At 60.8% G+C, this 25,786-nt stretch carries 20 protein-coding genes and 1 other RNA gene; 14 read left to right on the plus strand and 7 right to left on the minus strand.

Translation table 11 applies throughout. The features are described 5' to 3' along the window. Window positions 1–74 precede the first annotated feature (74 nt). The 4 genes from ACQZ40_RS11360 to ACQZ40_RS11375 all read left to right on the plus strand — a co-directional run bounded on the left by ACQZ40_RS11360 (window position 75) and on the right by ACQZ40_RS11375 (window position 9,723). Window positions 75–1,226: an efflux RND transporter periplasmic adaptor subunit gene (locus tag ACQZ40_RS11360; RefSeq protein ID WP_448747964.1), complete on the plus strand. Its 1,152-nt coding sequence runs from the start codon at window positions 75–77 to the stop codon at window positions 1,224–1,226. After that, window positions 1,223–4,372 carry an efflux RND transporter permease subunit gene (locus ACQZ40_RS11365; protein WP_448747965.1) on the plus strand — a complete coding sequence of 1,050 codons (3,150 nt, stop codon included), beginning with the start codon at window positions 1,223–1,225 and terminating at the stop codon, window positions 4,370–4,372. Before ACQZ40_RS11360 ends, ACQZ40_RS11365 begins: the two co-directional genes overlap by 4 nt. Before the next feature lie 133 nt (window positions 4,373–4,505). After that, the gene (locus tag ACQZ40_RS11370; RefSeq protein ID WP_125145609.1) at window positions 4,506–5,918 is read left to right on the plus strand and encodes an FAD-binding oxidoreductase; all 1,413 of its coding nucleotides are present in this window, start codon (window positions 4,506–4,508) and stop codon (window positions 5,916–5,918) included. Window positions 5,919–6,009: 91 nt separating this feature from the next. Further along, entirely contained in the window at window positions 6,010–9,723 is a 3,714-nt protein-coding gene (locus ACQZ40_RS11375; protein WP_448747966.1) for an AsmA family protein, read from the plus strand. 345 nt (window positions 9,724–10,068) lie between these two features. On the opposite strand, the gene ACQZ40_RS11380 is transcribed toward ACQZ40_RS11375, so the two are convergent. From ACQZ40_RS11380 to ssrA, 4 genes are all read right to left on the minus strand, one after another. Further along, on the minus strand, window positions 10,069–10,278 hold the full coding sequence (locus ACQZ40_RS11380; protein WP_003522362.1) for a ribbon-helix-helix domain-containing protein: 210 nt from the start codon (window positions 10,276–10,278) through the stop codon (window positions 10,069–10,071). Window positions 10,279–10,391: 113 nt separating this feature from the next. Further along, window positions 10,392–10,595, minus strand: coding sequence for a DUF4169 family protein (locus ACQZ40_RS11385; RefSeq protein ID WP_065655837.1), 204 nt, complete (start codon window positions 10,593–10,595; stop codon window positions 10,392–10,394). Between the two features lie 44 nt (window positions 10,596–10,639). Next, window positions 10,640–11,152 (minus strand): SspB family protein, encoded by a 513-nt coding sequence (locus ACQZ40_RS11390; protein WP_020812051.1) that lies wholly within the window; start codon window positions 11,150–11,152, stop codon window positions 10,640–10,642. A gap of 229 nt (window positions 11,153–11,381) precedes the next feature. Beyond that, window positions 11,382–11,756: a transfer-messenger RNA gene (gene ssrA / locus ACQZ40_RS11395) on the minus strand. Between the two features lie 142 nt (window positions 11,757–11,898). On the opposite strand from ssrA, the gene ACQZ40_RS11400 reads away from it, so the two are divergent. The 7 genes from ACQZ40_RS11400 (at window position 11,899) to ACQZ40_RS11430 (ending at window position 18,380) form a co-directional block, all read left to right on the plus strand. After that, the gene (locus ACQZ40_RS11400; RefSeq protein WP_003522365.1) at window positions 11,899–12,207 is read left to right on the plus strand and encodes a DUF2853 family protein; all 309 of its coding nucleotides are present in this window, start codon (window positions 11,899–11,901) and stop codon (window positions 12,205–12,207) included. Between the two features lie 90 nt (window positions 12,208–12,297). Next, window positions 12,298–13,092: a thymidylate synthase gene (locus ACQZ40_RS11405; RefSeq protein ID WP_433823200.1), complete on the plus strand. Its 795-nt coding sequence runs from the start codon at window positions 12,298–12,300 to the stop codon at window positions 13,090–13,092. Beyond that, window positions 13,089–13,616 (plus strand): dihydrofolate reductase, encoded by a 528-nt coding sequence (locus ACQZ40_RS11410; protein ID WP_174044636.1) that lies wholly within the window; start codon window positions 13,089–13,091, stop codon window positions 13,614–13,616. The genes ACQZ40_RS11405 and ACQZ40_RS11410 overlap by 4 nt, the downstream gene beginning before the upstream one ends. A 143-nt stretch (window positions 13,617–13,759) precedes the next feature. Next, complete coding sequence (hflK, locus tag ACQZ40_RS11415; RefSeq protein ID WP_003522368.1) at window positions 13,760–14,878, plus strand: FtsH protease activity modulator HflK; 1,119 nt, start codon at window positions 13,760–13,762, stop codon at window positions 14,876–14,878. Window position 14,879: 1 nt separating this feature from the next. Beyond that, entirely contained in the window at window positions 14,880–15,803 is a 924-nt protein-coding gene (hflC, locus tag ACQZ40_RS11420) for a protease modulator HflC (RefSeq protein ID WP_020812048.1), read from the plus strand. Between the two features lie 192 nt (window positions 15,804–15,995). Then, window positions 15,996–17,540 carry a Do family serine endopeptidase gene (locus ACQZ40_RS11425; protein WP_059756718.1) on the plus strand — a complete coding sequence of 515 codons (1,545 nt, stop codon included), beginning with the start codon at window positions 15,996–15,998 and terminating at the stop codon, window positions 17,538–17,540. 90 nt (window positions 17,541–17,630) lie between these two features. Beyond that, complete coding sequence (locus ACQZ40_RS11430) at window positions 17,631–18,380, plus strand: SDR family oxidoreductase (RefSeq protein ID WP_080856553.1); 750 nt, start codon at window positions 17,631–17,633, stop codon at window positions 18,378–18,380. Between the two features lie 25 nt (window positions 18,381–18,405). Here the strand turns inward: ACQZ40_RS11430 and ACQZ40_RS11435 are convergent, their stop codons facing one another. After that, window positions 18,406–18,969, minus strand: coding sequence for a GNAT family N-acetyltransferase (locus tag ACQZ40_RS11435; RefSeq protein ID WP_448747967.1), 564 nt, complete (start codon window positions 18,967–18,969; stop codon window positions 18,406–18,408). Beyond that, window positions 18,966–19,856, minus strand: coding sequence for a phosphoserine phosphatase SerB (serB, locus tag ACQZ40_RS11440; protein WP_448747968.1), 891 nt, complete (start codon window positions 19,854–19,856; stop codon window positions 18,966–18,968). The genes ACQZ40_RS11435 and serB overlap by 4 nt, the downstream gene beginning before the upstream one ends. Here serB and miaA point away from each other — a divergent pair. Continuing rightward, window positions 19,855–20,751, plus strand: coding sequence for a tRNA (adenosine(37)-N6)-dimethylallyltransferase MiaA (gene miaA, locus ACQZ40_RS11445; protein WP_448747969.1), 897 nt, complete (start codon window positions 19,855–19,857; stop codon window positions 20,749–20,751). The genes serB and miaA overlap by 2 nt on opposite strands. Before the next feature lie 9 nt (window positions 20,752–20,760). On the opposite strand, the gene ACQZ40_RS11450 is transcribed toward miaA, so the two are convergent. Further along, window positions 20,761–22,770: an ATP-binding protein gene (locus ACQZ40_RS11450; protein ID WP_448747970.1), complete on the minus strand. Its 2,010-nt coding sequence runs from the start codon at window positions 22,768–22,770 to the stop codon at window positions 20,761–20,763. 382 nt (window positions 22,771–23,152) lie between these two features. Here ACQZ40_RS11450 and ACQZ40_RS11455 point away from each other — a divergent pair, with 382 nt between their 5' ends. Beyond that, window positions 23,153–24,946 (plus strand): acetolactate synthase 3 large subunit, encoded by a 1,794-nt coding sequence (locus ACQZ40_RS11455; RefSeq protein WP_448747971.1) that lies wholly within the window; start codon window positions 23,153–23,155, stop codon window positions 24,944–24,946. A 19-nt stretch (window positions 24,947–24,965) separates the two neighbouring features. Further along, window positions 24,966–25,538 (plus strand): acetolactate synthase small subunit, encoded by a 573-nt coding sequence (gene ilvN / locus ACQZ40_RS11460; RefSeq protein WP_003522378.1) that lies wholly within the window; start codon window positions 24,966–24,968, stop codon window positions 25,536–25,538. The last annotated feature ends 248 nt before the right edge of the window (window positions 25,539–25,786 follow it).

Raw genomic sequence — 25,786 nt, forward strand, 5'->3', positions numbered from 1 at the left:
AGGAATACTGCATCTGTCCCGGAACGCAGATTTTCGGGAATGCTTTATGCTGCGCGGATCAACCGGAGAAATATATGCGGGTCTGGAAACAGGTGGGTGTCAGTGTTGCCGTGGTGGGGGCGGGGCTCTGTCTCTGGGGCTTCTATTCGCCCGAAGCCCGCAATGTGCTCGCCAGCATGGGGCTTGGCAAAACGCCTGCCAGCGCCGTCGAGGTTGCCGCCACTACGCCCGGTTCGGGTCAAAACGCCGGCGGTGCGCGCCGCAACGGCAACGCCACACTGGTGGTGACGGCCCCGGTGAAGAAAGGCACGGTCAATGACCGGCTGAACGCCATCGGTAATGGCGAGGCGATCCAGTCGGTTGTCGTCATGCCGCAGGCTTCCGGCACGCTTTCCGAAATTCGCACGTCGTCCGGTGCACGCGTCGTGAAGGGGCAGGTGCTGGCGCGGCTCGACGATGAAGAGCAGGTGATCGAGCGCGACAAGGCGCAGGTGGCGCTGCGTAGCGCCGTTGAAAAATCCAATTCCTACAAGAACCTGAAATCCGTTTCCCGCCTCGACGTGCTGGATGCGCAGATTGCCGAGGAAGCCGCCAAGCTTGCGCTGAGCACCGCCGAACTCAATCTCAAGCGGCGCGACATCGTTGCGCCGATAGAGGGTGTGGCGGGTATCGTCGCCGCCAATATCGGCGATAACGTCACCACGCAGTCAACCATCGTCAGCATCGATGACCGTTCGGAAATTCTCGTCAATTTCTGGGCTCCCGAGCGGTTCGCAACCGCGATCAAGGTCGGCATGCCGGTGGAGGCCACGTCCATTTCCCGGCCGGGTGAGACCTTCAAGGGCGAGATCGAGGCCGTCGACAACCGCGTCGATGAGGCGAGCCGCACGATCCGCATCCGGGCGAAATTCGGCAATGAAAAGGACGAGCTGAGGGCGGGCATGTCCTTCGGCGTCACCATGCGTTTTGCCGGGGAAACCTATGCCTCGGTCGATCCGCTGGCCGTGCAATGGGATGCGGAAGGCTCTTACGTCTGGCGTGTGACCGACAATAAATCGAACAAAGTGCGGGTGCAGATCGTGCAACGCAATCCCGATGCCGTTCTCGTCAAGGCGGAGCTGGCGGATGGCGAACCTGTCGTGATCGAGGGCCTTCAGCGTGTGAGGGAAGGCGGCGCGGTCCGCGTTGGCAACCAGCCGAAGCCTGAAGAGGTTGCCAGCCAATGACGACGCAGCCACCCTCCGGGCAGGATTCCAAGCTCGCCTTTACGGCATTGTTCGTGCGCCGGCCGATTCTGGCGGCGGTTCTCAACACGCTGCTGGTCGTTGCCGGCCTTGCGGCGCTGGTGGGCGTTGAAGTGCGCGAACTGCCTGATGTCGACCGGCCGACGATCAGCGTCAGGACCACCTATGAGGGGGCCGCGCCCGAAACCATCGATCAGGAGGTGACACAGACCATCGAAGGTGCGGTGGCGCGTGTCAGCGGCGTCAAGGCCATCTCGTCCAACTCGCAATTCGGCACCAGCCGCGTGACGCTGGAATTCGGCGACAATGTCGATCTGGCGGTTGCCGCCAACGATGTGCGCGACGCCATCGGCCGCGTCACCAATCAGCTGCCTGACGATGCCGACGAGCCGCAGATCATCAAGGCGGATTCCGACAGCCAGCCGATCATGCGCCTTGCCGTCACTTCCTCCACGCTCAGCATGGAAGACCTGACCAAGCTGGTGGATGACGAGATCATCGACCGTCTGGCCGCCGTCGACGGCGTGGCCGATGTGGAGCTTTACGGCGATCAGGAAAAGGTTTTCCGAGTCGATCTCAATCAGGCGGCGCTCGCCAGCCGCGGTTTGACGGTGACCGATGTTTCGAACGCGCTTGCCAGCGCAGCCCTCGACGTGCCGGCGGGGTCGCTGAAAAGCACGACGCAGGACATCGTCGTGCGCGCCACCGCCAGCCTGACGAAGCCCGAGGATTTCTCCAATCTCCTGATCAAGAACAATATCCGCCTCAGGGACGTCGCGACCGTCATGCTGGGCGCGGATGATGAATCCACCTCGCTGCGCTCCAACGGCGTGCAGGGTGTCGGTCTCGGCGTCATCCGGCAGGCGCAGTCGAACACGCTCAGCATCTCGACCGGCGTGAAGGCGGCCGTCGACGCCATGTCGGCCAATCTGCCCGAAGGTACGCGCATCGTCGTCACCAGTGACGATGCCGTCTTCATCGAAGGCGCGCTGCATGAGGTCGAGCTGGCGCTCGGTCTCTCGGCGATCATCGTCGTCGTCGTGCTTTATCTCTTCCTGCGCGACTGGCGCGCCACCCTCATTCCGGCAATCACCATGCCGGTGGCGCTGATCGGCACTATCGTCGCCATCTATATGGTCGGCTTCTCGGTCAATATTCTGACGCTGCTTGCCATCGTTCTGGCGACCGGTCTCGTGGTCGATGACGCCATCGTGGTGCTGGAAAATATCGTGCGCCGCCGGGCAGAAGGCATGGGGCCGCGCGCCGCTGCCGTTCTCGGCACGCAGGAAGTCTTTTTCGCGGTCATCGCGACGACGGCGACGCTTGCCGCCGTCTTCATTCCGCTCTCCTTCCTGCCGGGCCAGCTTGGCGGCCTGTTCCGCGAATTCGGTTTCGTGCTGGCCTTCGCGGTGGGCTTGTCCTCCATCGTGGCGCTGACGCTCTGCCCGATGCTCGCCTCGCGCATGCTGAAGGAGGGGTTGAAGGAGCCGACGGGGCCGCTTGCCTGGTTCGGCAATGTATTTGCCTCCACCTATAAGTCAACGCTTTCCGCCTGCCTCAACAATCCGCTGATCGTCATCGTCGTGGCGCTGATCTTTTCCGGCCTGTCGTGGATCGCCTTCGGCATGATCCAGAACGAGTTGACGCCGCGCGAGGACCGCGCCTCGATCATGATGCGGGTCACCGCGCCGCAGGGCGTCAGCCTCGAATATACCCGCGATCAGTTGCAGCGGATCGAAGAAAACCTGCAGCCGCTGCGCGACAGCGGTGAAATCCGCAATATTTACTCCATCACCGGCATGAACGGCTCGTCCAATACCGGTTTCATGGTGCTGACGCTTGCGCCCTGGGCCGACCGTGAGCGCACGCAGAACCAGATTGCCGCCGATGTCACCTCTGCCGCCAACAGGGTGCCGGCACTGCGCGGCAATGCAATGCAGCCGAACAGCCTCCGAATTCGCGGTGCCGGTAACGGCCTGCAGATGGCGATGGTTGGCAGCAACTATGCGGCGCTGACCGAGGCGACGCAGAAATTGCTGCTTTCCATGGAGGAAAGCGGCCTGTTCGATACGCCGCGTTTCGACAATGAACCCAATCAGGCGCAAATCTCCGTCTCCATCGACCGCGAGCGTGCGTCGGATCTCGGCATCGATATCACCGGCCTGTCGCGCGCCATGCAGTCGCTGCTGGAAGGGCGCTCGATTGTCGACGTCTTCGTGGATGGCGATGCGATCCCGGTGCGGCTCCTGTCCTCCACCCGGCCGATCAACGATCCGACGGATCTGGAAAACGTCTTCCTGAAAACGGGCGACGGCAAGATCGTGCCGATGTCGGTCATCGCCACCCTGAAGGAAAATGCGGTTGCGCCGCAGCTCAACCGCGAGCAGCAGCTTCCCTCCGTCGGCTTTACCGCCAATCTCAAGGACGGCGTTTCGCTGGGCGAGGCGCTGCAAAAGGTGAATGAGCTTTCGCAATCCGTCATGCCGGTCGGCGCACGCCTGCTGCCGCTGGGCGAAGCGGCGACGCTCGAGGAAAATTCGAGCGGCATGTTGCTGACCTTCGGTTTTGCCATCGCCATCATCTTCCTCGTGCTGGCGGCGCAGTTCGAAAGTGTGCTGAGTTCGGTCATCATCATGACGACGGTGCCGCTCGGCCTTGCCTGCGCGGTCATCGCGCTGCTCGTTACCGGTTCAAGCCTCAACGTCTATAGCCAGATCGGGCTCGTGCTGCTCGTCGGGGTGATGGCGAAAAACGGTATTCTCATCGTGGAATTCGCCAATCATCTGCGCGATCAGGGCGCAACCGTGCGGGAAGCCATTGAAAAGGCGACGAGCATTCGCCTGCGCCCTGTCATGATGACGATGATTGCGACCATTCTCGGCGGTGTTCCGCTGGTGTTGGCGCAGGGTGCCGGCGCGGAAGCGCGCATCGCGCTCGGCTGGGTCATCGTCGGCGGCCTCGGCTTTGCGACGCTGGTGACGCTTTACATCACGCCGGTCTCCTACCTGCTGATCGCCCGCTTCGCGAAACCGCAGGCGGATGAGGAAATCCGTCTTCACCGCGAGCTTGAACTTGCCGCCCGCCGCAAGGCGCTGGAAGAGGACAAGCCGCTGCTGGCGGCGGAATAAAAGCGGTTGCCGCCAAACAGTGTTTGGCGCAATCGCGATGCTGGACAAAGCGTTAACCTTATCCCATACCACCTGACGGAATTTCGTAACGGATCGAATCCTTTACGGGCAGATGTTGCGGTGGAGACGGACGATGGCGCTGAAAGATGTGGTGGCGGGAAAGCGGAACGAAGAGGGCATCGCGTCGGCACTCGCGGTGCTGAAGCAGCAGCTTGGAGACAGGCTCCAGACCGGACAGGCGTTCCGCGAACAGCATGGCCACACCACCACTTATCTGACGCTGCAGGCGCCTGACGGCGTCGTTTTTGCCGAGAGCGCCGATGATGTGAAGGCGGTGGTAAAGGTCTGCGCGCAATATAAGGTGCCGGTCATTCCTTTCGGAACTGGCTCTTCGCTGGAAGGGCAGGTGAATGCGCCGAACGGCGGAATCTGCATCGATTTCAGCCGGATGAATCGCATCATTGAGGTGAATGCCGAAGATCTTGACGTGACGGTGGAGCCGGGTGTGACGCGCGAGGACCTCAATGTCTATCTGCGCGATACCGGCCTGTTCTTCCCCATCGATCCCGGCGCCAATGCCTCCATCGGCGGCATGGCCTCGACGCGGGCCTCCGGCACCAATGCCGTGCGTTACGGCACCATGAAGGACAATGTGCTGGCCGTTACCGCCGTCGTCGCCAATGGCGAGGAAATCCGCACCGCGCGGCGCGCCCGCAAGTCGTCTGCGGGTTACGATCTGACGCGGCTTTTCGTCGGTGCAGAGGGTACGCTGGGTGTCATTACCTCCGTTACGCTGCGGCTTCAGGGTATTCCGGAAAAGATCGCCGGCGGGGTCTGCACTTTCGACAGCATCAAGGCTGCCTGCGATGCCGTCATCATGACGATCCAGATGGGGGTTCCGGTCGCCCGCATCGAATTGCTGGACGAAGTGCAGGTGCGGGCCTGCAATGCCTATTCCGGTCTGAACTACGCCGAGAAGCCGACACTCTTCGTGGAATTCCACGGCACCGAGGAAACGGCGGCGCTGCAATCGCAGCAGTTCGCCGAGATCGCCGCCGAATGCGGCGGCGTCGATTTCCGCTGGACGAGCGACGCTGCCGAGCGCAACAAGCTCTGGAAAGCGCGGCACGATGCCTATTGGGCTTCTCGCGCGCTCGCGCCGCATCTCGACGGGCTTTCCACCGATGTCTGCGTGCCGATTTCGCGGCTCGCGGATTGCGTGGTGGAAACGCAGCGGGATATTCAGGAAAACGGATTTCTGGCACCCATCGTCGGCCATGCGGGCGACGGGAACTTCCACGTCCTTATTCTGTTCGATGGCAAGGACGCGGAAAGTGTGGCGAAAACCGAAGCCTTCGTCGCCCGTCTCAACCGTCGCGCCATCGCCATGGACGGCACCTGCACAGGTGAACACGGCATCGGCCAGGGCAAGATGAGTTTCCTCGCCGAAGAGGCCGGCAATGCACTGGATCTCATGCGCGCCATCAAAACGTCGCTCGATCCCGATAACATCTTCAATCCGGGCAAGTTGTTCCGGCTTGTCTGATCATTCTCATATTTGATTGGTACAAAAGGCTGCTTGCCGTTAAGGCAGAAAAGAATAGGTTTGCAGCGTTCGCGAAGGGAGATGCAGGTCAGTGCTCGGACGTATTCTGGTTTTTCTGGGCGGACTGCTGGCCGTGGTGCTGTTTTCGGCGCTGCTTATTCCCTATTTCGTCGACTGGACGGATTTCCGCCGCGATTTCGAGGATCAGGCAAGCCGTATTCTCGGCAAAAAGGTGGTGGTGCATGGCCGCGTCGAAGCCCGTATCCTGCCTTTTCCTTCGGTAACATTGCATGATGTGCGCGCCGGAACGGATGCGGATGGATCGCCGCTCATTCAGGTCGCGCGTTTTTCCATGGATGCCGAGCTTGCGCCTTTCCTCTCGGGCGAGGCGCGTATCTTCGACATGCGCATCGAGGAACCCAAGGCCAAGATAAGGCTGCTTAAGGACGGCACGCTGGACTGGATGCGTGGCAGCCGGGCGGAAATTCCCGCCCGCACCGTGGTTCTGGAAAGCGTACAGATCGAAGGCGGGCAGATCGAATTCATCGATGAGCAATCCGGCCGCAACCGTGTCGTGACCGGTCTCAATGCCGACATGTCCGCCAATTCGCTGGCCGGGCCATGGAAGGCGGAGGGACGCGCCGCCGTCGACGGACATCCGGGCTCCTTCTCGCTCTCCAGCAGCGAGCCGGATTATGCCGCCGGCCGCATGGGGCTGAGGATGCGGCTGGTGCCGGACGAACACCCGGTCGAGGTCGATCTCGATGGCGCAATTGCCGCAACGGCGGGAAAGCCGGCCTATAGCGGTTCTTTCTCCTTCAGTTTCCGTGAGGACGAAAAGCAGAAGCAGCAGGCCGGACAATCGCTGTTTTCCTCGCCCCGCACCCGCGGCAGCTTTGAACTCACCAATGAAAGCGTGCGTATCCCGAGCTACCGCATGGAACTCGGCGGCAGCGAAAATCCCTATGTCGTGACCGGGGAAGCAACGCTCGATACCGGCGCCAAGCCGGAATTCCTGCTGACGGCCGATGGCCAGCAGATCGATGTCGCTCGCTTTGCGCCGCCCGTCGTGCAGGCTGGCAAGACCTCGCGCCAGCCCACCGCCTCGGTGCGCCAGCGTATCGAGGCCTTTGCGGCCATGGTGGCCCGCATTCCGGTGCCGCCGGTGCCGGGCAAGGCCAGCATCAGCCTTCCGGCGCTCGTTTCCGATGATACGACCATTCGCGACATCAGGCTGGATGTGCGCCCTGAAGGCAGCGGCTGGCAGGTGGTGAATGCGGTTGCGACCCTGCCGGGCCGGACGCAGCTCGAAGCCAAGGGGTCGCTGACGCTTCTCGGCGGCCCCGCCTTCAACGGCAATCTGCTTCTCGCTTCCAACCAGCCTTCGGGTCTGGCGAACTGGCTTTCCGGTTCCGTCGATCCGGCGATCCGCCAGCTCAATGCCGCCGGTTTTTCCGCCGATGTCTCGCTGACGACGCTCAACCAGCGTTTCGACAATCTGGAGCTTGCAGTTGGCGATGCGTCGCTGAAGGGTGAACTGGAGCGGCGCTCCGACGGCAAGACCTCCAATCTTTCCATCGATCTTGCCGGCAACGAAATCGATCTCGATGCGCTGAAGGCGCTCGGCAGTCTGGCGCTTGGCGATCAGGTCGGCAGTTCCGTGCTCGACCACCGCATTACCGCGAAATTCAAGGCCGACCGGTTCAACATGGCCGGTGTGACCGCCAATCATGTCGAGACCGCCTTCACCATGGCGGGCGGCGTTCTCTCGCTGGAGAACATGACGGCCGGAGACATCGCCGGTGCGGAAGTCAGGGCAAGGGGTGAGCTGCAGGGTTCGCTGCTGAAATATGCGGGCAAGGGCACGGTGAACCTGCATGCGGCGGATATGCAGCCGTTCTTCACCATGCTGCAGCAGAAGTTGCCGAACCATCCATTCCTCAGCCGTCTGGCGGCGAGTGCGCCGTGGTACGCCAATTCCGACCTGGCAATGGACGTTTCCGTCAATAGCGAAAATGGCGGCGCCAATGTCGCCGTTTCCGGTACCGTCAATGGCAGCCGGCTGTCGGCTGTGGCCAAAATGCCGGATTTCCTGTCGATCACCGATGATACCGCCATGTCGCTGGAAGCGGTTCTGAAAAACCAGTCGACGGCCATCCTGTTCGGGCAGGCGGGGCTCGATCCGCTGCCCTTCGATGCGGATGGCGAGGGGCTTTTGTCCATCAAGCTCAACGGCACGCTCGGCTCGCCCGCCCAAACGGAACTGCGCTTCTCGACGGAGCGCACGCATTTTTCGATGAACGGTTCCTTTGCCGTTTCGTCCGCCAATTTCGGTGAGGGCAGCGCCGACGTGGCGCTCGAAAGCGCCGACATCGAGCCCTATCTCATCATGAACGCCGTTGGCCTGCCGCAGCTTGGCGGCGGCATGGCGTTGAAGGCCAACGCGAAAGTGGCGGTGGATGGGCAAAAGATCGCGCTTTCCTCGATAGGCGGGCAGGCGGGCGGAAATCCGTTCTCGGGCAATCTGACCTTCCAGCGCGCCGCGCCCTATCCCGTCACCGGCGATCTTGCGGTCAGAACGGCCGATCTCGCCTGGCTGGGTGATGCGATCTATGGGCCGGTAATCGATCCGGAAACCGGGGCGCTCAACGCCAAGCCTCTGGCCATGGCCGCCTTCCCGCAGCTCAAGGCTTCGCTTGCCTTGAAAGCGGAAAGCTTCGAGGCCGGCCCTTTCGGCACGGTCACGGGTGTTTCGGCCAAGGTCACGCATGATGCGGGCAGCCTGTCGCTCGACGATGTTGCCGGCACCTTCATGGGCGGCAAGCTGACGGGACGGCTCGCCATGTCGACGGGCGAGGGGGCGGGCATTTTCCGCACCAAGATCGCGGTCGCCGACGCCAATCCGGAGCCGATCCTGTGGGCGAATGCCAACGGGCCGGTCGCGGCGGGCCGGGTCGCCATCGACCTGACGGCCGAATCGACCGGCAAGAGCGTCGGTGAAATGCTGAAATCGGCAGGCGGTTCGGGTGAAATCCGGGTCGGTGGGCTGGTGCTGAAGGGGCTCAATCCCGGCACTCTGCCGCCTATCCTGCAGGCGGCGGACGGCTTGCAGCAGCCGATCGACGCGCCCAAGGTGCGGCCGCTGGTGGACCAGAGCCTGTGGCAGGGTGAAATCGGCCTCGGCGATGTGGCCTTGCCGTTCTCGCTGAATGGCGGCGCGCTTCATTTCAAGAATTTGCGCGCGGGGATCGATCCGGTAACGCTGACGGCCGATGCAACGGTCGATCTTGCGGCTTCGACGGTGAATGGCGACCTCGATCTCCTGTTCAATCCCGGCACCGAAACGGTTGCGGGGGCCGAGCCTTCGGTGCGCCTGAATTATAACGGTCCGCTTGCCGCGCCGGCTTTGACGACCGACGTTTCGGCGCTCAGCAATTACCTGTCGCTCCGGGCTTTCGAAAAGGAACGCCGTCGAGTGGAGGCTATGCAGGCCAGCGTTCTCGAAAAGCAGCGCCTGCGCCGCGAAGTGGCGCTTTATCGCTCGCAGGCGGCCGAGCGGCAGGCCGAGAAGGAACGGGCGGAGGCGGAAGCCAAGGCCAAGGCCGAAGAAGAGGCGCGTCTGAAGGCGGCAGCCGAAGAACGTCTGCGCCAGGAAAAGGAACAGCAGGAGCGGTTGCAGCAGCAACAGCAGGAACAGGGGCAACAGCCGACGCCCGAGCGGCAATCCGCGCCGGTTCTGGTGGTGCCTCCGACGGAAAATGCCATCCGGCAACTGGCGCCGGAAAATGCTCCCGCGACGCCGTGAGCTTGCGGGCAGGGGAGGGCTGATCGGCCTTCATATTGCGAAAGTGGGGAACCCTGTCCCGGAACGTTGCATCATCCTCGAGCATGAGTCGAGAATCTCACGGTAAACTCGTTCCCTGACGGCGGAAACCAGGGAACGCTTCGTGGTGGATGTGAAGGATGGGAAAGGTCTGGAAACAGTATTTGAAAGCAAGGCTACGCAATACGGGAAATGCCTTGCAGCGCAGACTAGGCCGCCAATGTTTAATGAATGCTTTCACGGCGTTACGAGTTTTTGGCAGTAATTTTTGTAGTCCGTGGGACAAATCCGGATAGAGGCATCCACCTTTACTGACGCCGGAAAACCTCAGCGGGTTTTCAGCCAGTTCAGCACATAAACCCGCAGTGACGAGGACAGATTGCTGTCGGCGGAGCGGTTGTCGTCTATTTCGGCAAGCAGGGCCGCGAAACTGATCTTGCGTCTTTCCGCAATGGTTTTCAGCTCGTCCCAGAAGGCATCCTCGAGTGAAATGCTGGTGCGGTGGCCGTGCAACGTCGCGGAGTGCTTGCGGATCATCAGATCGGTCTCCGGTGAAACCGGTTGGAGGTCTGAATCATGTCTCCCCGGCAAGTCCCTGTTTTGCGATTCTTTTCGGATAGTCCCGAAATCCGCGACGGCCGGCCGGCCCGTCAGTCTTTGCCGGCCCCGTCATCGTTTTTTTCGAGCCGCCCCTGATCGAGCGCCTTTTCGGCCTTTTCGTTCAGGGCCGAGGTAAGATTTTTTTCGGTCTTGGTGCGGCCGAAGGACAGGCGGTTCTGTTCCGCCTGCTTTTCTTTTTCGCTACGGGCTTTCTGTTTGCGAAACTGACGCAGATTGACGATATCGGCCGCCATGGGGATATGTCTCCTCGGGTTTCGTAAGCGCTGCGTAAAAGCCGTTATTGCTTCTTGCGGAAGGCATCCAGCGAAACGACCGAGCCTTCCTTCTTTTCCTCTCCGGATTTGGGCGTCTCGGAAGCGGCAGCGGGCTTGGCCTCATGTGAAACGGGATAAGCGGTGATCTCTGCGTCTTCGATTTCTTCCTCTTCGGCCAGAGGCACGTCGAATTCGAGCTCGAAATTGACGGAAGGATCGTAGAAACCGCGAATGGCGTTATAGGGGATCACCAGCTTTTCCGGCGTATCCGAGAAGGACAGGCCGATTTCGAAGCCGGTTTCGGTTACTTTCAGGTCCCAGAACTGATGCTGGATAACGATGGTCATCTGCTCGGCATATTTCGCCTTGAGGTGCTGGGAAATCCGCACGCCCGGCGCGCCGGTCAGGAAGGTGATGAAAAAGTGGTGGTCGCCGGGCAGACGACCGGTTGCGGCCACTTCACCCAAAACCTTACGAATAACGCCGCGAAGGGCATCCTGTGCGAGAATGTCGTAACGGATATGATCCTGCCCCATGCGGTCCTGTCTTTCCCTTATTCGAACGTCTTTTCATGCACGGCGCGGCTTGCGCGCCAAGGACGCTGTAACACTTTGAATCTTCGCGTAATCCTTGAGCCGGGATCATTTCCGATCCTGACGCTCACGCGTTGGTCAAGTATACGCAATGTCCTGAACGGCAGCAACGGAAAAGCCAATGCCGATAGCGAGTCAGCTATCATATAACCAATTCAGGCAAAATGGAGAAGGTGGAGGTTTCTGTTGCCAGGTACCTCCGAACCCCGCCTCACGGGGCTAACCGTGAGGACTTTAGAGCGGAATTCCCGCACCGCCATTAGGCAGCGAGAGCATATTCCTTAGCGTTGTTGTCGTTTGCAACTACACTTGTGACCCGATAACGGCGGTATCATGCCGAGCAAAAGTTCGATCTTTACGCCCTTGTCGATCCTATTTCGCCCCCATCAAAAGCCGGCCTTCGTTTCATGAAAGTCCGCCGGTTTTTGGTGGAGGCGCCGGGTACCGCCCCCGGGTCCAATAGGTTTATTACACCGACCGTTTATCGCCATAGCCGGGTTGCCCCGGCAAGGCTCATATAGGCGTTTCGACCGCCTGAGAAAAGGGGGGTGATGACAATTCCATGAAAAGGTTTCGTGATTGCGGCCTGCACTTTAGACAATTCTTGACGACGAGGGATTGCTGTCCCATTGTCCATGCAACCGGTCACCAGAAGCAACACCGGGCCGGGGACACACGAAGGAGTGGACATGACTGACTATCTCGCAGATGTGAAGAAATACGACGCAGCAGCCGACGAAGCGGTGGTCGGCAAGATCGTCAAACATCTCGGCATCGCCCTGCGCAACCGGGATTCCTCGCTGGTGTCCGCTTCCGATCCGGAAGAGCTTGCACGTGTGAAGGCGAGCTGGTGCGGCAAGAAGCTCGGTGTGACCGACGGCACGGCCGATCAGGCAATCGATGCCGTTGCCAAGGCCATGGCTGCGGACCGCTCCAAATCGCGCGTGACCTTTTATTATCTGGTCGCCAAGGAACTGGGCAAACTCCAGTCGCTTTGATTTAACGGGGATAAGCCCGTATTAGATGATTGGTTCTGCCGCCCTGTGCTATTATATTGCCCTGATATGAGGGAATCGGCGGCAGAACGCATGAAACAATATCTCGATCTTCTCCGGCATGTGATGGAAACCGGCTCCGACCGCGGAGACCGCACCGGTACGGGCACGCGCTCGGTGTTCGGTTACCAGATGCGTTTCGACCTTTCCGAAGGTTTTCCGGTTCTCACCACCAAGAAGCTGCATCTGCGCTCCATCATTCATGAACTGCTGTGGTTCCTGAAGGGCGATACCAATATCGCCTATCTCAAGGAAAACGGCGTTTCCATCTGGGATGAGTGGGCCGACGAGAACGGCGATCTCGGTCCGGTCTATGGTGCGCAGTGGCGCTCGTGGCCCGCACCGGACGGTCGCCATGTCGATCAGATCGCGCTTTTGATCGAGAGCCTGAAAACCAATCCGAACTCCCGCCGTCATATCGTTTCGGCCTGGAACCCGGCGCTGGTGGATGAAATGGCGCTGCCGCCCTGTCATTGCCTGTTCCAGTTCTATGTTTCCGACGGAAAGCTGTCCTGCCAGCTCTATCAGCGCTCGGCCGACATTTTCCTCGGCGTGCCGTTCAACATCGCCTCCTATGCGCTTCTGACGCTGATGGTGGCGCAGGTCACCGGCCTGAAGCCGGGCGATTTCGTCCACACGCTCGGCGATGCGCATATCTATGCCAATCATTTCGAGCAGGCGAAGCTGCAGATGACCCGCACGCCCAAGGCCCTGCCGACGATGCGCCTCAATCCGGATGTGAGGGATCTTTTCAGCTTTAAGTTCGAAGACTTTACGCTGGAAAACTACGAGGCCGATTCAAGCATAAAGGCGCCGATCGCGGTATGAGCGAGCCGCGCGTCACCATCATCGTTGCGGTGTCCGAAAACGGCGTCATCGGCCGCGACCTCGACATGCCGTGGAAACTTTCCACCGACCTCAAGCGCTTCAAGGCGACGACGATGGGCAAACCGCTCATCATGGGCCGCAAGACATTTTTATCCGTCGGCGAGCGCCCATTGCCGGGCCGCCCGCATATCATCGTCAGCCGCAATGCCGATTACCGGCCGCAAGGCGTGGATGTCGTCTCGTCGCTGGAGGAGGCTTTGAAGCTCGCCGCAAGCAAGGCTGCAGAACTGGGTGTGGATGAGGTCTTCGTGGCCGGTGGTGGCGAGATTTACCGTCAGGCCATGCCCTTCGCCGATCAACTTTCCGTCACCCATGTCGCGGTAAAGCTCGATGGCGACACTTTTTTCCCGGAAATCGATCCTGCCGTTTTTGAGAAAATCGAGGAAATCCCTGCTCCCGCAGGGGAAAAGGACAATTATCCGGTTCTGTTTACCACTTATGTGCGAAGAGCCGCGTCAAAGTGAACTATTTACCCTGATTGGGTATTTAGTTACCACCTCTGCGTTGAAACGGACGCTTCTCCTTCCTATAACGGGTCGATATTCCCGCCGCACGCGAGCAATCGCTTTCGAACGGAACCGGGAGAGGCTTTTATAAAGAGGTATTGATGCCCTGGAGCAATCAGAATGGCGGCGGCGGCCCTTGGGGCGGCGGCGGTGGAGGAAACAACCAGGGCGGCGGTGGCGGCCCATGGGGGCAGGGGCCTAACCGGCCTCGCGGCGGTGGCGGCGGCAATGGCGGCCCGCCCGATCTGGAAGAGATCATCCGGCGCAGCCAGGACCGTTTCAAGAATGTGCTGCCCGGCGGCTTCAACGGCGGCGCGGTTGCCATCGTGGTTCTCGTCGTGCTGGTTTTCCTCGGCATTCAGTCCATCTATACCGTCCAGCCGGACGAGCGCGGCGTGGAACTGCGTTTCGGCCGCCCGAAGGACGAAATCTCGATGCCCGGTCTGCATTTCCATCTGTGGCCGATCGAGACGGTTGAAATCGTCAAGGTCACCGAGCAGCAGCAGAATATCGGTTCGCGCGCCTCATCGTCTTCGTCTAGCGGCGTGATGCTGACCGGCGACCAGAACATCGTCAACGTGCAGTTCTCGGTGCTCTATACGGTTTCCGATCCGAAATCCTATCTCTTCAACGTCGACAGCCCGGCCGAAACCCTGCAGCAGGTTTCCGAAAGCGCCATGCGCGAAGTCGTCGGCCGTCGTCCGGCACAGGATATTTTCCGCGATAACCGTCAGGCGATTGCGGCGGATGTGCGCACCATCATCCAGTCCACCATGGACGGTTATGGCGCCGGCATTTCCATCAATGCCGTGGCGATCGAAGATGCGGCGCCGCCGCGCGAAGTGGCCGATGCCTTCGATGAAGTGCAGCGTGCCGAACAGGACGAAGACCGCTTCGTTCAGGAAGCCAACCAGTACGCCAACCAGAAGCTCGGCGCCGCTCGCGGTCAGGCCGCGCAGATCCTCGAAGAAGCGAACGCATACAAGTCGCGCGTCGTTAACGAGGCGCAGGGTGAGGCGCAGCGCTTCGTCTCCATCTATGACCAGTATCGCACCGCGCCGGACGTGACCCGCCAGCGCATGTTCCTGGAAACGATGGAGCAGGTCCTGAAGGGTTCCAACAAGATCATCATCGACGAAAAACAGGGCGTGGTGCCTTATCTGCCTCTGAACGAGATCATGCGCAACAATCCGGGCGCAGCGCAGCAGGGAGGCAACTGATATGGGTAACCGTCTTTCTGCCATTCTCGTCGGCCTCGCCGTCGTGCTTTTCCTCGGTTACTCGTCGATCTTCGTCGTCAACGAGCGCCAGCAGGCCATCGTCGTCCGCTTCGGTGAAATCCAGGATGTGAAAACCGCGCCGGGCCTCTATTTCAAGCTGCCCTTCGCCTTCATGGATGCCGACCGGGTGCAATATATCGAGAACCGGGCGCTGCGCTTCGATCACGACAATATTCGTGTTCAGGTTTCCGGCGGCAAGTTCTACGAGGTCGATGCCTTCGTGGTCTATCGCATCACGGATGCGCGCCGCTTCCGGCAGACGGTCTCGGGTGACCAGATGTCGGCGGAATCGCGCCTGCGTACCCGTCTCGACGCATCGCTGCGCCGGGTCTACGGTCTGCGCGGCTTCGAATCGGCGCTCTCGGACGCCCGTGCATCGATGATGCAGGAAGTACGTGACGATCTGCGTCCCGATGCGGAATCGCTCGGTATCAGCATCGTCGATGTCCGCATCCGCCGTACCGACCTGACGCAGGAAGTCTCGCAGCAGACCTTCGAGCGCATGAAGTCGGAACGTCTGGCCGAGGCAGAGTTGATCCGCGCCCGCGGTAACGAAGAGGCGCAGCGTCGCCGCGCCATCGCCGACCGTCAGGTCGTCGAACTGGAATCCGACGCCCGCCGTCAGTCCGAAGTGCTGCGCGGTGAAGGCGATGCGGAGCGCAACAAGGTGTTCGGCGAGGCTTTCCAGCGCGATCCGAACTTCTTCGAGTTCTATCGCTCCATGTCCGCCTATGCCAATGCGCTGAACGGCAACGGCACGACGCTGGTTCTGTCCCCGGACTCGACCTTCTTCCGTTATTTCAACAATATCGACGGTGCGGCCCCTGCCGCTCCGGCTGCCCCTGCGCCAGCGCCGGCGAACTGATAGCGGAAAAAATGATTTTGGAGGGGCCGGTTTTACCGGCCCTTTCTTTTTGGTCCGTTTTCGTGCCAATGCTGTGGCTAAGGGCAAGGCGTCTCCCGCCTGTTCACGAAAAGGTATTTTTACACTTCATCATTCCGCCTTATGCTTTGCCGATATATGCAGGGCAAGACTATTTGAAACGCGAGGACGCTTATGGCCGTGACCCTTCTTTCGCCTTTTCGCAGCAGCATCGCCGCCGTCGCGGGCATCGCGCTTGTGGCAGGTAGCCTGACGGCACCGGTTGCTGCGAGAGCGCAGAGCCATGGGCCGGAATCGGTGGCAGATCTTGCCGAGCCGCTTCTCGATGCGGTCGTGAATATTTCCACGTCGCAGAACGTCAAGACCGAGGGCAAGGGCCCGGTTCCGCCGCGTCTGCCGGAGGGCTCGCCCTTTCAGGAATTCTTCAAGGATTATTTCGACAGCCAGAAGCCCGAGGGTGGCGAAAAGGTGAGTTCACTGGGCTCGGGTTTTGTCATCGATCCGGCCGGCTACGTTGTCACCAACAACCACGTCATCGAGGGTGCCGACGCTATCGAGGTGATTTTCCCGAACGGCTCGAAGCTCAAGGCGACGCTGGTCGGCACGGATACCAAGACCGACCTTTCGGTGTTGAAGGTGGAGCCGAAAACGCCGCTGAAGGCCGTCAAGTTCGGCGATTCGCGCAGCATGCGCATCGGCGACTGGGTGATGGCCATCGGCAACCCCTTCGGGCTTGGCGGCTCGCTGACGGTGGGTGTCATTTCCGCGCGCGGGCGTAACATCAATGCCGGTCCCTATGACAATTTCATCCAGACGGATGCGGCCATCAACAAGGGCAATTCCGGCGGTCCGCTCTTCAACATGAAGGGTGAGGTTATCGGCATCAATACGGCGATCATTTCCCCGAGCGGCGGTTCGATCGGCATCGGTTTCGCCGTGCCGACGGAGCTTGCCCAGAATATCGTCCAGCAGCTCATCGAGTTCGGCGAGACGCGCCGGGGCTGGCTCGGCGTTCGTGTTCAACCCGTCACCGACGATGTGGCGGCAAGCCTCGGCATGGACAGCGCCAAGGGTGCGCTGATCTCCGGCGTCGCCAAGGGCGGACCGGTGGAGAACGGCCCGATTCAGGCCGGCGATGTCGTGCTGAAATTCGACGGCAAGGATATTCATGAAATGCGCGACCTCTTGCGGATCGTGGCGGAAAGCCCGGTCGGCAAGGAGGTCGATGTGGTGATCCTGCGAGACGGCAAGGAGGAAACCGTCAAGGTCAAGCTTGGGCAATTGCAGGATACGACCGACGAAAAGGCCTCGGCCGAAGATCAGCAGAGTGAAGACGGCGATAGCGGTGTGGTTGCACCGGAAGATGATGGCGGCGCCGACGATCAGGCGCAGGACCAGACGCCGGAAGTGCGCGAGGCGCCGCAAAGCGTGCTCGGCATGAACCTCGTGGTGCTGAGCAACGAGTTGCGCACCGAAAAAGGCATTGCCGAAAGCGTCGAAGGCGTGCTGGTGGCGAGCGTCGATCCGGGTTCGCCCGCCGAGCAGAAGGGCATGAAGGCCGGCGATATCATCGTCGAGGTCGGGCAGGATTTCATGGAGGTTCCGGGCGACGTGCTGGTGCGCGTCAACGGCCTGAAATCCGAAGGCCGCAAGAATGCGCATATGATGGTGGCCGATGCGCAGGGTAATTTGCGCGTCGTGGCGCTGCCGCTGGAATAAGGCGCTTTCCGCCCGGTCAGGCAGGAATCGGGTGGTTGTGATCCCGGCTGCTCTCTAATTCTTGGTCTCCATCGAACGGAGGCCAAGGATATGAAATTACTCGAAAACAAGGTTGCCATCATCACCGGCGCGTCATCCGGCATCGGCCGGGCGACGGCGATGCTGTTTGCCGCCGAAGGTGCGGCCGTTGTCATCAATGCGCGCGGCGAAAAGGCCCTGCATGAGGTTGCCGCCGACATTCGTGAGGCCGGCGGTTGCGTCCACACGGTTGCCGGCGATGCCGGTATTGCCGAAACCCATGCCCGGTTGGCGGATGCGGCCATAAGCGTCTTCGGTGGCCTCGATATTGGCGTCAACAATGCCGGAGCGGTGGGAGCCATGAAACCGCTGGCGGAGATTTCGCCTGCGGAATGGGATCATGCGCTCAATGTCAATCTCACCTCCGCCTTTCTGGGCGCGCGTTACCAGATTCCGCCGATGTTGATGCGGGGTGGCGGTTCCATCGTCTTTACCTCAAGCTTTGTCGGCACCAGCGCCGGCATACCGGGCATGGCGGCTTATGGCGCGGCCAAGGCGGGGTTGATGGGGCTGGTGAAAGGCATCACCGCCGATTATGCGGTCAAAGGCATTCGCGCCAATGCGCTGCTGCCCGGCGGGGTCGATACAGCTGCTGCGGGAGACGACGCCCAGAAGGAATGGGCCGCCGGCCTGCATGCGATGAAACGTATCGCTGAGCCGCCGGAAATTGCGCGGGTAGCGCTTTTCCTCGCGAGCCCCATGGCGAGCTTCGTCGCCGGTGCCGCTCTGTTCGCCGATGGCGGCAATGCCGCGGTGAAATGACCTTGGGAACCGGCGGGCAGGTGTCTTATCGCGCCCGCCATTCTTCCAGCGTCAGCGCATAGGTGACGTGCGGCCGCAGATGCGGATGTGTGTCTTCCGGCACGCGCGGATGGTCGAAGTCGCGCGAAGGATCGCGCTTCAGGCCGATGCGCTCCATCACCGCCGTCGAACGGTGGTTGTCGTGGACGGCGAAGGAGACGATTTCCGGCGTTTCCTTTTCATCGAAGGCCATGACGAGCAGCGACTGCGCCGCTTCCGTGACATAGCCGTGGCCCCAGAAGCGGGTGGCGAGCCGCCAGCCGATCTCCATGGTGCCGACAGGGAAGGGCGGATCGAGGTTCATGACAGGGGAGATGCCGCAGAAGCCCATGACCTCGCCGGTTTCGCGCAGTTCCATCGCATAAAAACCATAGCCGCTGCCGCGGATCATGCCGTTGATGGTTTCCAGCACGGCGTCCGCTTCCGCATGGCTGCGGCGGAAGGGGAAAAACTCCATGACCTTTTCGTCGGCGTTGATTTCGCGGAACAGGTCACGGTCGCTCTCCTTCCACTCGCGCAGAATGAGTCGTGGCGTCTCTCGGATGATCATGGAGTGACAAAATCCGTCTTGCGATAGCCCTGGATGTAAAGAAGCGCGGTCAGGTCGCCATGGTCGATGCGCATCTGCGCCTCGGCGGCCACGGCCGGCTTGGCGTGCAGGGCAACGCCTGCGCCGGCGAGATGCAGCATGCCCAGATCGTTTGCGCCATCGCCGACCGCCATTGCCTCTTCCGGCGAGATGCCGAGCCTTGCGGCGATATCGTTCAGCGCATCCACCTTGGCCTGTTTGCCGAGGATCGGTTCGGCAACGGTGCCGTCAAGTTCGCCATTGGCTTCGCCGAGCAGATTGGCGCGGTCCTCATCGAAACCCAGCATGGCGGCGACGCGGCCGGTGAAGACGGTGAAGCCGCCGGAAACGAGGGCGGTGTAATAGCCCTTGGCCTTCATGGTGGCGATCAGCTCCCTGCCGCCGGGGGTAAGCGTGATGCGCTTTTCGATGACATCGTCGATAACCGAGACAGGCAGGCCCTTCAGCAGTGCCACACGTTCCCGCAGTGCGGGTTCGAAGGCGATCTCGCCATTCATGGCGCGGGCGGTAATAGCGGAAACTTTTTCCTTTAGCCCGACTTCGGCGGCCAGCTCGTCAATGCATTCCTGGCCGATCATGGTCGAATCCATATCGGCGATCAGCAGTTTCTTGCGGCGCTGATCCTGTTCCTGGATGACGATATCGACTGGCTGGCCGGCAAGCGTGGCTACAATGGCACTGCGAGCCTGTTCGGCTGCGGTGCCGGAAGGCAGGGCAATATCGCAGGCAATGCCATCGGCCAGCCAATAGAGGCCCGATGCGTTGACGGCCTTTGCGGCCGCCTCGCCGAGGGCCGGTGTCAGAACAGGATTTGACGGATTGGCGATAAGCGTGGCAACGAGAGCCATGATGAAAAACCTTGATGAGAATTTTGATGCGATCCTGATAACCGGCCCGACGGCAAGCGGCAAGTCCGCGCTTGCGCTTCGTCTGGCGCGGGAGCGGGACGGCGTCGTCATCAATGCCGACAGCATGCAGGTTTACGACACGCTGCGGGTGCTGACCGCGCGGCCGTCCGAAGACGAGATGGAGGGCGTGCCGCATCTTCTCTACGGCCATGTGCCGGCGAGCAGCCTCTACTCAACCGGCGAATGGCTGCGGGAGATTTCCGCCCTGCTTGCGGATTTGCGCGGGCAGGGGCGTTTGCCCGTCATCGTCGGCGGTACGGGGCTTTATTTCAAGGCGCTGACGGGTGGGCTTTCCGATATGCCCGCCATTCCCGATGACATCCGCGATGGGCTGCGCGCCCGGCTGATCGGGGAGGGGGCGGCTGCGCTCCATGCCGAACTCGCACGGCACGATCCGGCCATGGCGGATATGCTGCAGCCGGGAGACGGCCAGCGTATCGTCCGGGCGCTGGAGGTGCTCAACGCGACCGGAAAGTCGATCCGGGATTTTCAGCGCGCCAGCGGCCCGATGATCGTCGATCCCGACCGGGCGCAAAAATTCGTCGTCCTGCCGGAAAGGCCGGTGCTGCATGACCGCATCAACCGGCGTTTCGAGATGATGATGGATAGCGGGGCGGTGGAGGAGGTGCAGGCGCTTCTCGCGCTCAACCTCGCATCCGATGCCACCGCAATGAAGGCGATCGGCGTTGCCCAGATTGCCGATATGCTGGCCGGGCGCATCGGCGAGGCGGAGGTGATCGAAAAATCGGCGGCCGCGACACGTCAATATGCCAAACGGCAGATGACCTGGTTTCGCAACCAGATGGGGGACGACTGGACACGTATCCAGCTGTGAGAGCGCCCATCAATCTTTCCGGTAGAGACTGCCGAGCGGTTTCTTCAGCAGGCTTTCGCGGAGCGAAGGACGTGCATCGCCGGGCGGTGGGCCATTCTGTGCCTGCATCTGGAAACTCGCCTTGCGCAATTCGTTGACGGCGCCGGAGGCCGCATCGGGTGCCGCCGGATTTGGCGATGCGGAGAGCGTGCGGCCGGGCAGCATGTCCGGGCGGTAGGGCTCGTATCCCTCCGGTGCGGCCGTTCCCAGTTCCCGCTTCCAGCGGTCGATATCGTCTGTCTCCCGTGGTGCGGCTGCCGGCTCCGGCAGATCGGAAAAGGCTGCTTCGACGCTTTGCTGGAAGCCGGTGATAACAGGCTTGGCCGTGGCGCGCATGCGGGTGACGATGTTGTTCAGATCGACCGTGTCCGGGGTTTCATGGTTCGTGTGGCTGATGGTGCCGCTTGCTTTCGGCAATTTGGCCGTGGCCACGCGGTCGAAACGCATACGCATCGGTACATTTACGGCCTCGCCGAAGGCGATGGCCTCGCCATTGCCGATGGAAGACAGAAAGCTGGTGGTCGAGGTCGATGCGTTCGGTACGGCGGAGAGAATGATCTTCTGGTCGATCTCGTTCGACAGCCGCATGGCGAAAACGGTCGAGCATTGCGACAGGATGGTCTGGTCCAGCTCGCTTGGCCGCTGGCTGATGACGCCGAGCGAAATGCCGTATTTACGGCCTTCCTTGGCGATCTGGGCAATGGATTGCCGGGTGGGGAAAAAGCCGCGCTCGGGGTCGGCAGGTACATAACGGTGCGCTTCCTCGCAGACGACAAGCATATGCAGCGAGCCGCGCGCCAGCACCGCCAGTTCGAAGGACATGCGGCACAGCACGGAGACCACCGAATTCACCACTTCGGAGGGGATGCCGGAGAGCTGGAACACCGAAATCGGTTTGCCTTCCCCCGGAATGCGGAAAATATGCGCGACCGTCTCCAGAATGGTGTCGCTGATCGTATTGCTGGAGAACATGAAATTGTAGCGTGTGTCGTTGATGGCCGAGAGAATGCGGCCTTTCAGCGAGCGCAGCGCGGGTTTTTCGCCACGCCCTTCCAGCCGGCCGATACGCTCGTCGATGAGGGCGAGGAGATCGGCCATGCGATAGGGCACCGGCGTATCCGGCGTGATCGCGCTCTTGTCGGACGTGCGGCGCACGGCGGAACCATCGGTGCCGCGAAATGCCTTTTTCGCTTCCGGAACGAGGTCGCGAAGGACATCCATTTCTTCCGGTACGGGTTTGCGGCCGCGGAAAATCACTTCCGCAAATTCCTCAAGGCGCATCAGCCAGAAGGGAAGATCCAGCGTATCGGTGTCGATGACGACCGAATGATCGGGAAAGGCGGCCGCGAATTCATTATGCGGATCGAGAATGAGGACACGCAGCTTCGGGTCGGTCTCGATCGCCTTGTTCAGAAGCAGCGAGACGGCGGTGGTCTTGCCCACGCCCGTCGAGCCGACGACGGCGAAATGTTTGGCGAGCATCTGGGGAATGCTGATGGTGGCGTTGATCGTGTCGTCCTGCGTCAGCCTGCCGATCGTGCAGGCGTCGCGCTTGCCGCTGTCGTAAATCTTGGCAAGATCGCTGGTGCGGATGCGATGCGCCACCGCACCCAGATAGGGGTAACGGGAGATGCCGGTGGAAAAGCGCTCGCTGCCATCCTCGGTGCGATAGACTTCGCCAACCAGTTCGACCTCGACCAGCAGCCTGTTCGGCCTGTCCGCCGCCCAGTAGTCCTCGCCGGTGCGCATGGAAAAGACCAGCGCTGCGACACGGCTCGTACCCATCTCGATGGAGATCAGGCGTCCGACGGACCAGAGTTGCGAGACATCGGTGGTGCCGGGTTCCGTTTCGGCGGCGATGGTGGCATGCGCACCGTTACAGGCGATGACGCGGCCCAGCATGCGGTTCGCCGGCTGCTGGCCGGATCGCCGTTCGTTTTCGTCCATGCGGGACGCACTATGAAACGTGTCGTTACTCACATTTTTTCCCGGTACATGCGGATGATCGCGGTGGTTCGGGCAGTATCTGCGTTCTCGATATTAAAAGATTATGCTTAACAACATGTGTATCGGCTGCGTTCGAAAATTTCGCGCAAGCAGCCTTTCAGGTAATAAAAGAAGGCGACGGCGATTTTTTCCTGCAATATGCGTTGACGGCTGGGGCTTTTGTGGCTAACACTCCGGCCCATGAAAAATCTTAACGTACTTATCGTGGTGGGACGGCGCATGGGCAGGATGGTGTAACCATCCGGCGAAAGCACCCATGCGCTGAACGAGGCTCCTCTAGGGGCCTTTTTTTATGTCTTCAAACAGGCCCTCGGGCTCCTCGATATCCAAAGCCAAAGCGGGATGGAAACAGGCAATGACGGATAAGGACAATACGGAAAACAGCAATCGCATGACAGGTGCGGAGATCGTTCTGCAGGCGCTGAAGGACAATGGCGTCGAGCACATCTTCGGTTATCCTGGCGGTGCCGTGCTTCCGATCTATGACGAGATTTTCCAGCAGGAAGACATTCAGCATATCCTCGTGCGCCACGAGCAGGGCGCAGGCCATGCCGCCGAAGGTTATGCCCGTTCCACCGGCAAGGTCGGCGTCATGCTCGTCACCTCCGGCCCCGGCGCCACCAATGCGGTTACCCCGTTGCAGGATGCGCTGATGGATTCCATTCCGCTCGTCTGCCTGTCCGGCCAGGTTCCCACCACGCTCATCGGTTCCGACGCGTTTCAGGAATGCGATACCGTCGGCATCACGCGCCCCTGCACCAAGCACAACTGGCTGGTCAAGGACATCAACGAGCTGGCGGGCATCATCCATGAAGCCTTCCGTATCGCGCAGACGGGTCGTCCCGGTCCCGTCGTCGTCGATATTCCGAAGGACATCCAGTTCGCCACCGGCACCTACACGCCGCCCTCCGCCGCCACCCAGCACGAGAGCTACAAGCCGAAGGTTCAGGGCGATCTGAACGCCATTCATGCCGCCATCGACCTGATGTCGAAGGCGAAGAAGCCGGTTTTCTATACCGGCGGCGGCGTCATCAATTCCGGTCCGGAGGCAACCCGGCTGCTGCGCGAACTGGTCGAGCTGACCGGTTTCCCGATCACCTCGACGCTGATGGGCCTCGGCGCCTATCCGGCTTCCGGCAAGAACTGGCTCGGCATGCTGGGCATGCACGGTTCCTACGAAGCCAACATGACGATGCATGATTGCGACGTTCTGGTCTGCGTCGGTGCGCGTTTCGACGACCGAATTACCGGCCGCATCAATGCGTTTTCGCCGAATTCGAAGAAGATCCATATCGACATCGATCCGTCCTCGATCAACAAGACGGTTCGCGTCGACGTGCCGATCATCGGCGATGTCAGCCATGTTCTGGAAGATATGGTTCGCCTGTGGCGCGCTCTGCCGAAGAAGGTTGAGAAGGCTCAGACGGCCGACTGGTGGGCGCAGATCGAGCGCTGGCGCGCCCGCAATTCCTTCGCCTATAAGAACTCCAACGATGTCATCATGCCGCAATATGCCTTGCAGCGGCTTTATGAGGCCTCGAAGGGCCGCGACACCTATATCACCACCGAAGTCGGCCAGCATCAGATGTGGGCGGCGCAGTTCTTCGGTTTCGAGGAGCCGAACCACTGGATGACCTCGGGCGGTCTCGGCACCATGGGTTACGGCCTGCCGGCGGCCATCGGCGTTCAGGTCGCGCATCCGGACGCGCTGGTCATCGATATTGCCGGTGACGCCTCGATCCAGATGTGCATTCAGGAAATGTCCTGCGCCATCCAGTACGGTCTGCCGGTGAAGATCTTCATCCTCAACAACCAGTATATGGGTATGGTGCGCCAATGGCAGCAGCTGCTGCACGGCAACCGCCTGTCCAACTCCTATACGGAAGCCATGCCCGATTTCGTCAAGCTGGCGGAAGCCTATGGCGCGGTCGGCATGTATTGCGACGATCCAAAGGAACTGGACGACAAGATTGCAGAAATGATCGCGGTCAAGAAGCCGGTCATCTTCGATTGCCGCGTCGCCAATCTTGCCAATTGCTTCCCGATGATCCCGTCTGGTAAAGCCCATAACGAGATGCTGTTGCCGGATGAGGCGACGGATGAAGCGGTTGCCAACGCCATTGACGCCAAGGGCCGTCAGCTAGTCTGAGCCGGGAGAGGAAAAGGACATGAACGCACACCTACAACCCACCGGCTCGGCCTATTTCATCCAGAAGGAAACGGCCGCCGTTGAAAATCACACGCTGTCGGTTCTCGTCAGCAACGAGCCGGGCGTTCTCGCCCGGGTCATCGGCCTGTTTTCCGGCCGCGGCTACAACATCGAGAGCCTGACGGTTTCGGAAACGGAACATGAGGCGCATCTGTCGCGCATCACCATCGTCACGCGCGGCACGCCCATCGTGCTGGAGCAGATCAAGGCGCAGCTTGAGCGCATCGTGCCGGTGCACCGGGTTCTCGATCTCACCGTTCGCGCCCGCGAACTGGGGCAGGAGCGGCCTATCGAGCGCGAAGTGGCGCTTATCAAGGTCGCCGGTTCCGGCGAGGACCGTGCTGAGACGCTGCGCCTTGCCGATGCGTTTCAGGCCAAGGTAGTGGATGCGACGGTGGAGCATTTCATCTTCGAGATCACCGGCAAGTCGTCGAAGATCGACCAGTTCGTGGCGATCATCAAGCCGCTCGGCCTGATCGAGATTTGCCGCACCGGTATCGCGGCGATGAATCGCGGCCCGCAGGGGATGTAACCTCCACATCCGGAGCCGTTGCCTTCAATACAGCCTGCGGTTCGCTGTGGGTTAGACCTGGAAAGGTTTTGAAAGCTCTCTTTCGTCATGCTCGGGCTTGTCCCGAGCATCTGCGACGTCTCAATTTTGTTAGACGTGATTAGATCCTTGGGACAAGCCCACTGCTGTCCGGTTTAAATTTGGTGGACATGGCGCACGGTGTTGATTCTACTCGTATTCGAGCGTTTGGCGACGATCTCGGACACGAA

It is taken from the genome of Agrobacterium sp. 16-172Ci (genome assembly GCF_053522725.1).

Coding starts and splice junctions, on each gene's coding strand:
- ACQZ40_RS11360 (WP_448747964.1), top strand. CDS start 75: ATGCGGGTCTGGAAACAGGTGGGTGTCAGTGTTGCCGTGGTGGGGGCG.
- ACQZ40_RS11365 (WP_448747965.1), top strand. CDS start 1,223: ATGACGACGCAGCCACCCTCCGGGCAGGATTCCAAGCTCGCCTTTACG.
- ACQZ40_RS11370 (WP_125145609.1), top strand. CDS start 4,506: ATGGCGCTGAAAGATGTGGTGGCGGGAAAGCGGAACGAAGAGGGCATC.
- ACQZ40_RS11380 (WP_003522362.1), bottom strand. CDS start 10,278: ATGATCCGCAAGCACTCCGCGACGTTGCACGGCCACCGCACCAGCATT.
- ACQZ40_RS11385 (WP_065655837.1), bottom strand. CDS start 10,595: ATGGCGGCCGATATCGTCAATCTGCGTCAGTTTCGCAAACAGAAAGCC.
- ACQZ40_RS11390 (WP_020812051.1), bottom strand. CDS start 11,152: ATGGGGCAGGATCATATCCGTTACGACATTCTCGCACAGGATGCCCTT.
- ACQZ40_RS11400 (WP_003522365.1), top strand. CDS start 11,899: ATGACTGACTATCTCGCAGATGTGAAGAAATACGACGCAGCAGCCGAC.
- ACQZ40_RS11405 (WP_433823200.1), top strand. CDS start 12,298: ATGAAACAATATCTCGATCTTCTCCGGCATGTGATGGAAACCGGCTCC.
- ACQZ40_RS11410 (WP_174044636.1), top strand. CDS start 13,089: ATGAGCGAGCCGCGCGTCACCATCATCGTTGCGGTGTCCGAAAACGGC.
- hflK (WP_003522368.1), top strand. CDS start 13,760: ATGCCCTGGAGCAATCAGAATGGCGGCGGCGGCCCTTGGGGCGGCGGC.
- hflC (WP_020812048.1), top strand. CDS start 14,880: ATGGGTAACCGTCTTTCTGCCATTCTCGTCGGCCTCGCCGTCGTGCTT.
- ACQZ40_RS11425 (WP_059756718.1), top strand. CDS start 15,996: ATGGCCGTGACCCTTCTTTCGCCTTTTCGCAGCAGCATCGCCGCCGTC.
- ACQZ40_RS11430 (WP_080856553.1), top strand. CDS start 17,631: ATGAAATTACTCGAAAACAAGGTTGCCATCATCACCGGCGCGTCATCC.
- ACQZ40_RS11435 (WP_448747967.1), bottom strand. CDS start 18,969: ATGATCATCCGAGAGACGCCACGACTCATTCTGCGCGAGTGGAAGGAG.
- miaA (WP_448747969.1), top strand. CDS start 19,855: ATGATGAAAAACCTTGATGAGAATTTTGATGCGATCCTGATAACCGGC.
- serB (WP_448747968.1), bottom strand. CDS start 19,856: ATGGCTCTCGTTGCCACGCTTATCGCCAATCCGTCAAATCCTGTTCTG.
- ACQZ40_RS11455 (WP_448747971.1), top strand. CDS start 23,153: ATGACGGATAAGGACAATACGGAAAACAGCAATCGCATGACAGGTGCG.
- ilvN (WP_003522378.1), top strand. CDS start 24,966: ATGAACGCACACCTACAACCCACCGGCTCGGCCTATTTCATCCAGAAG.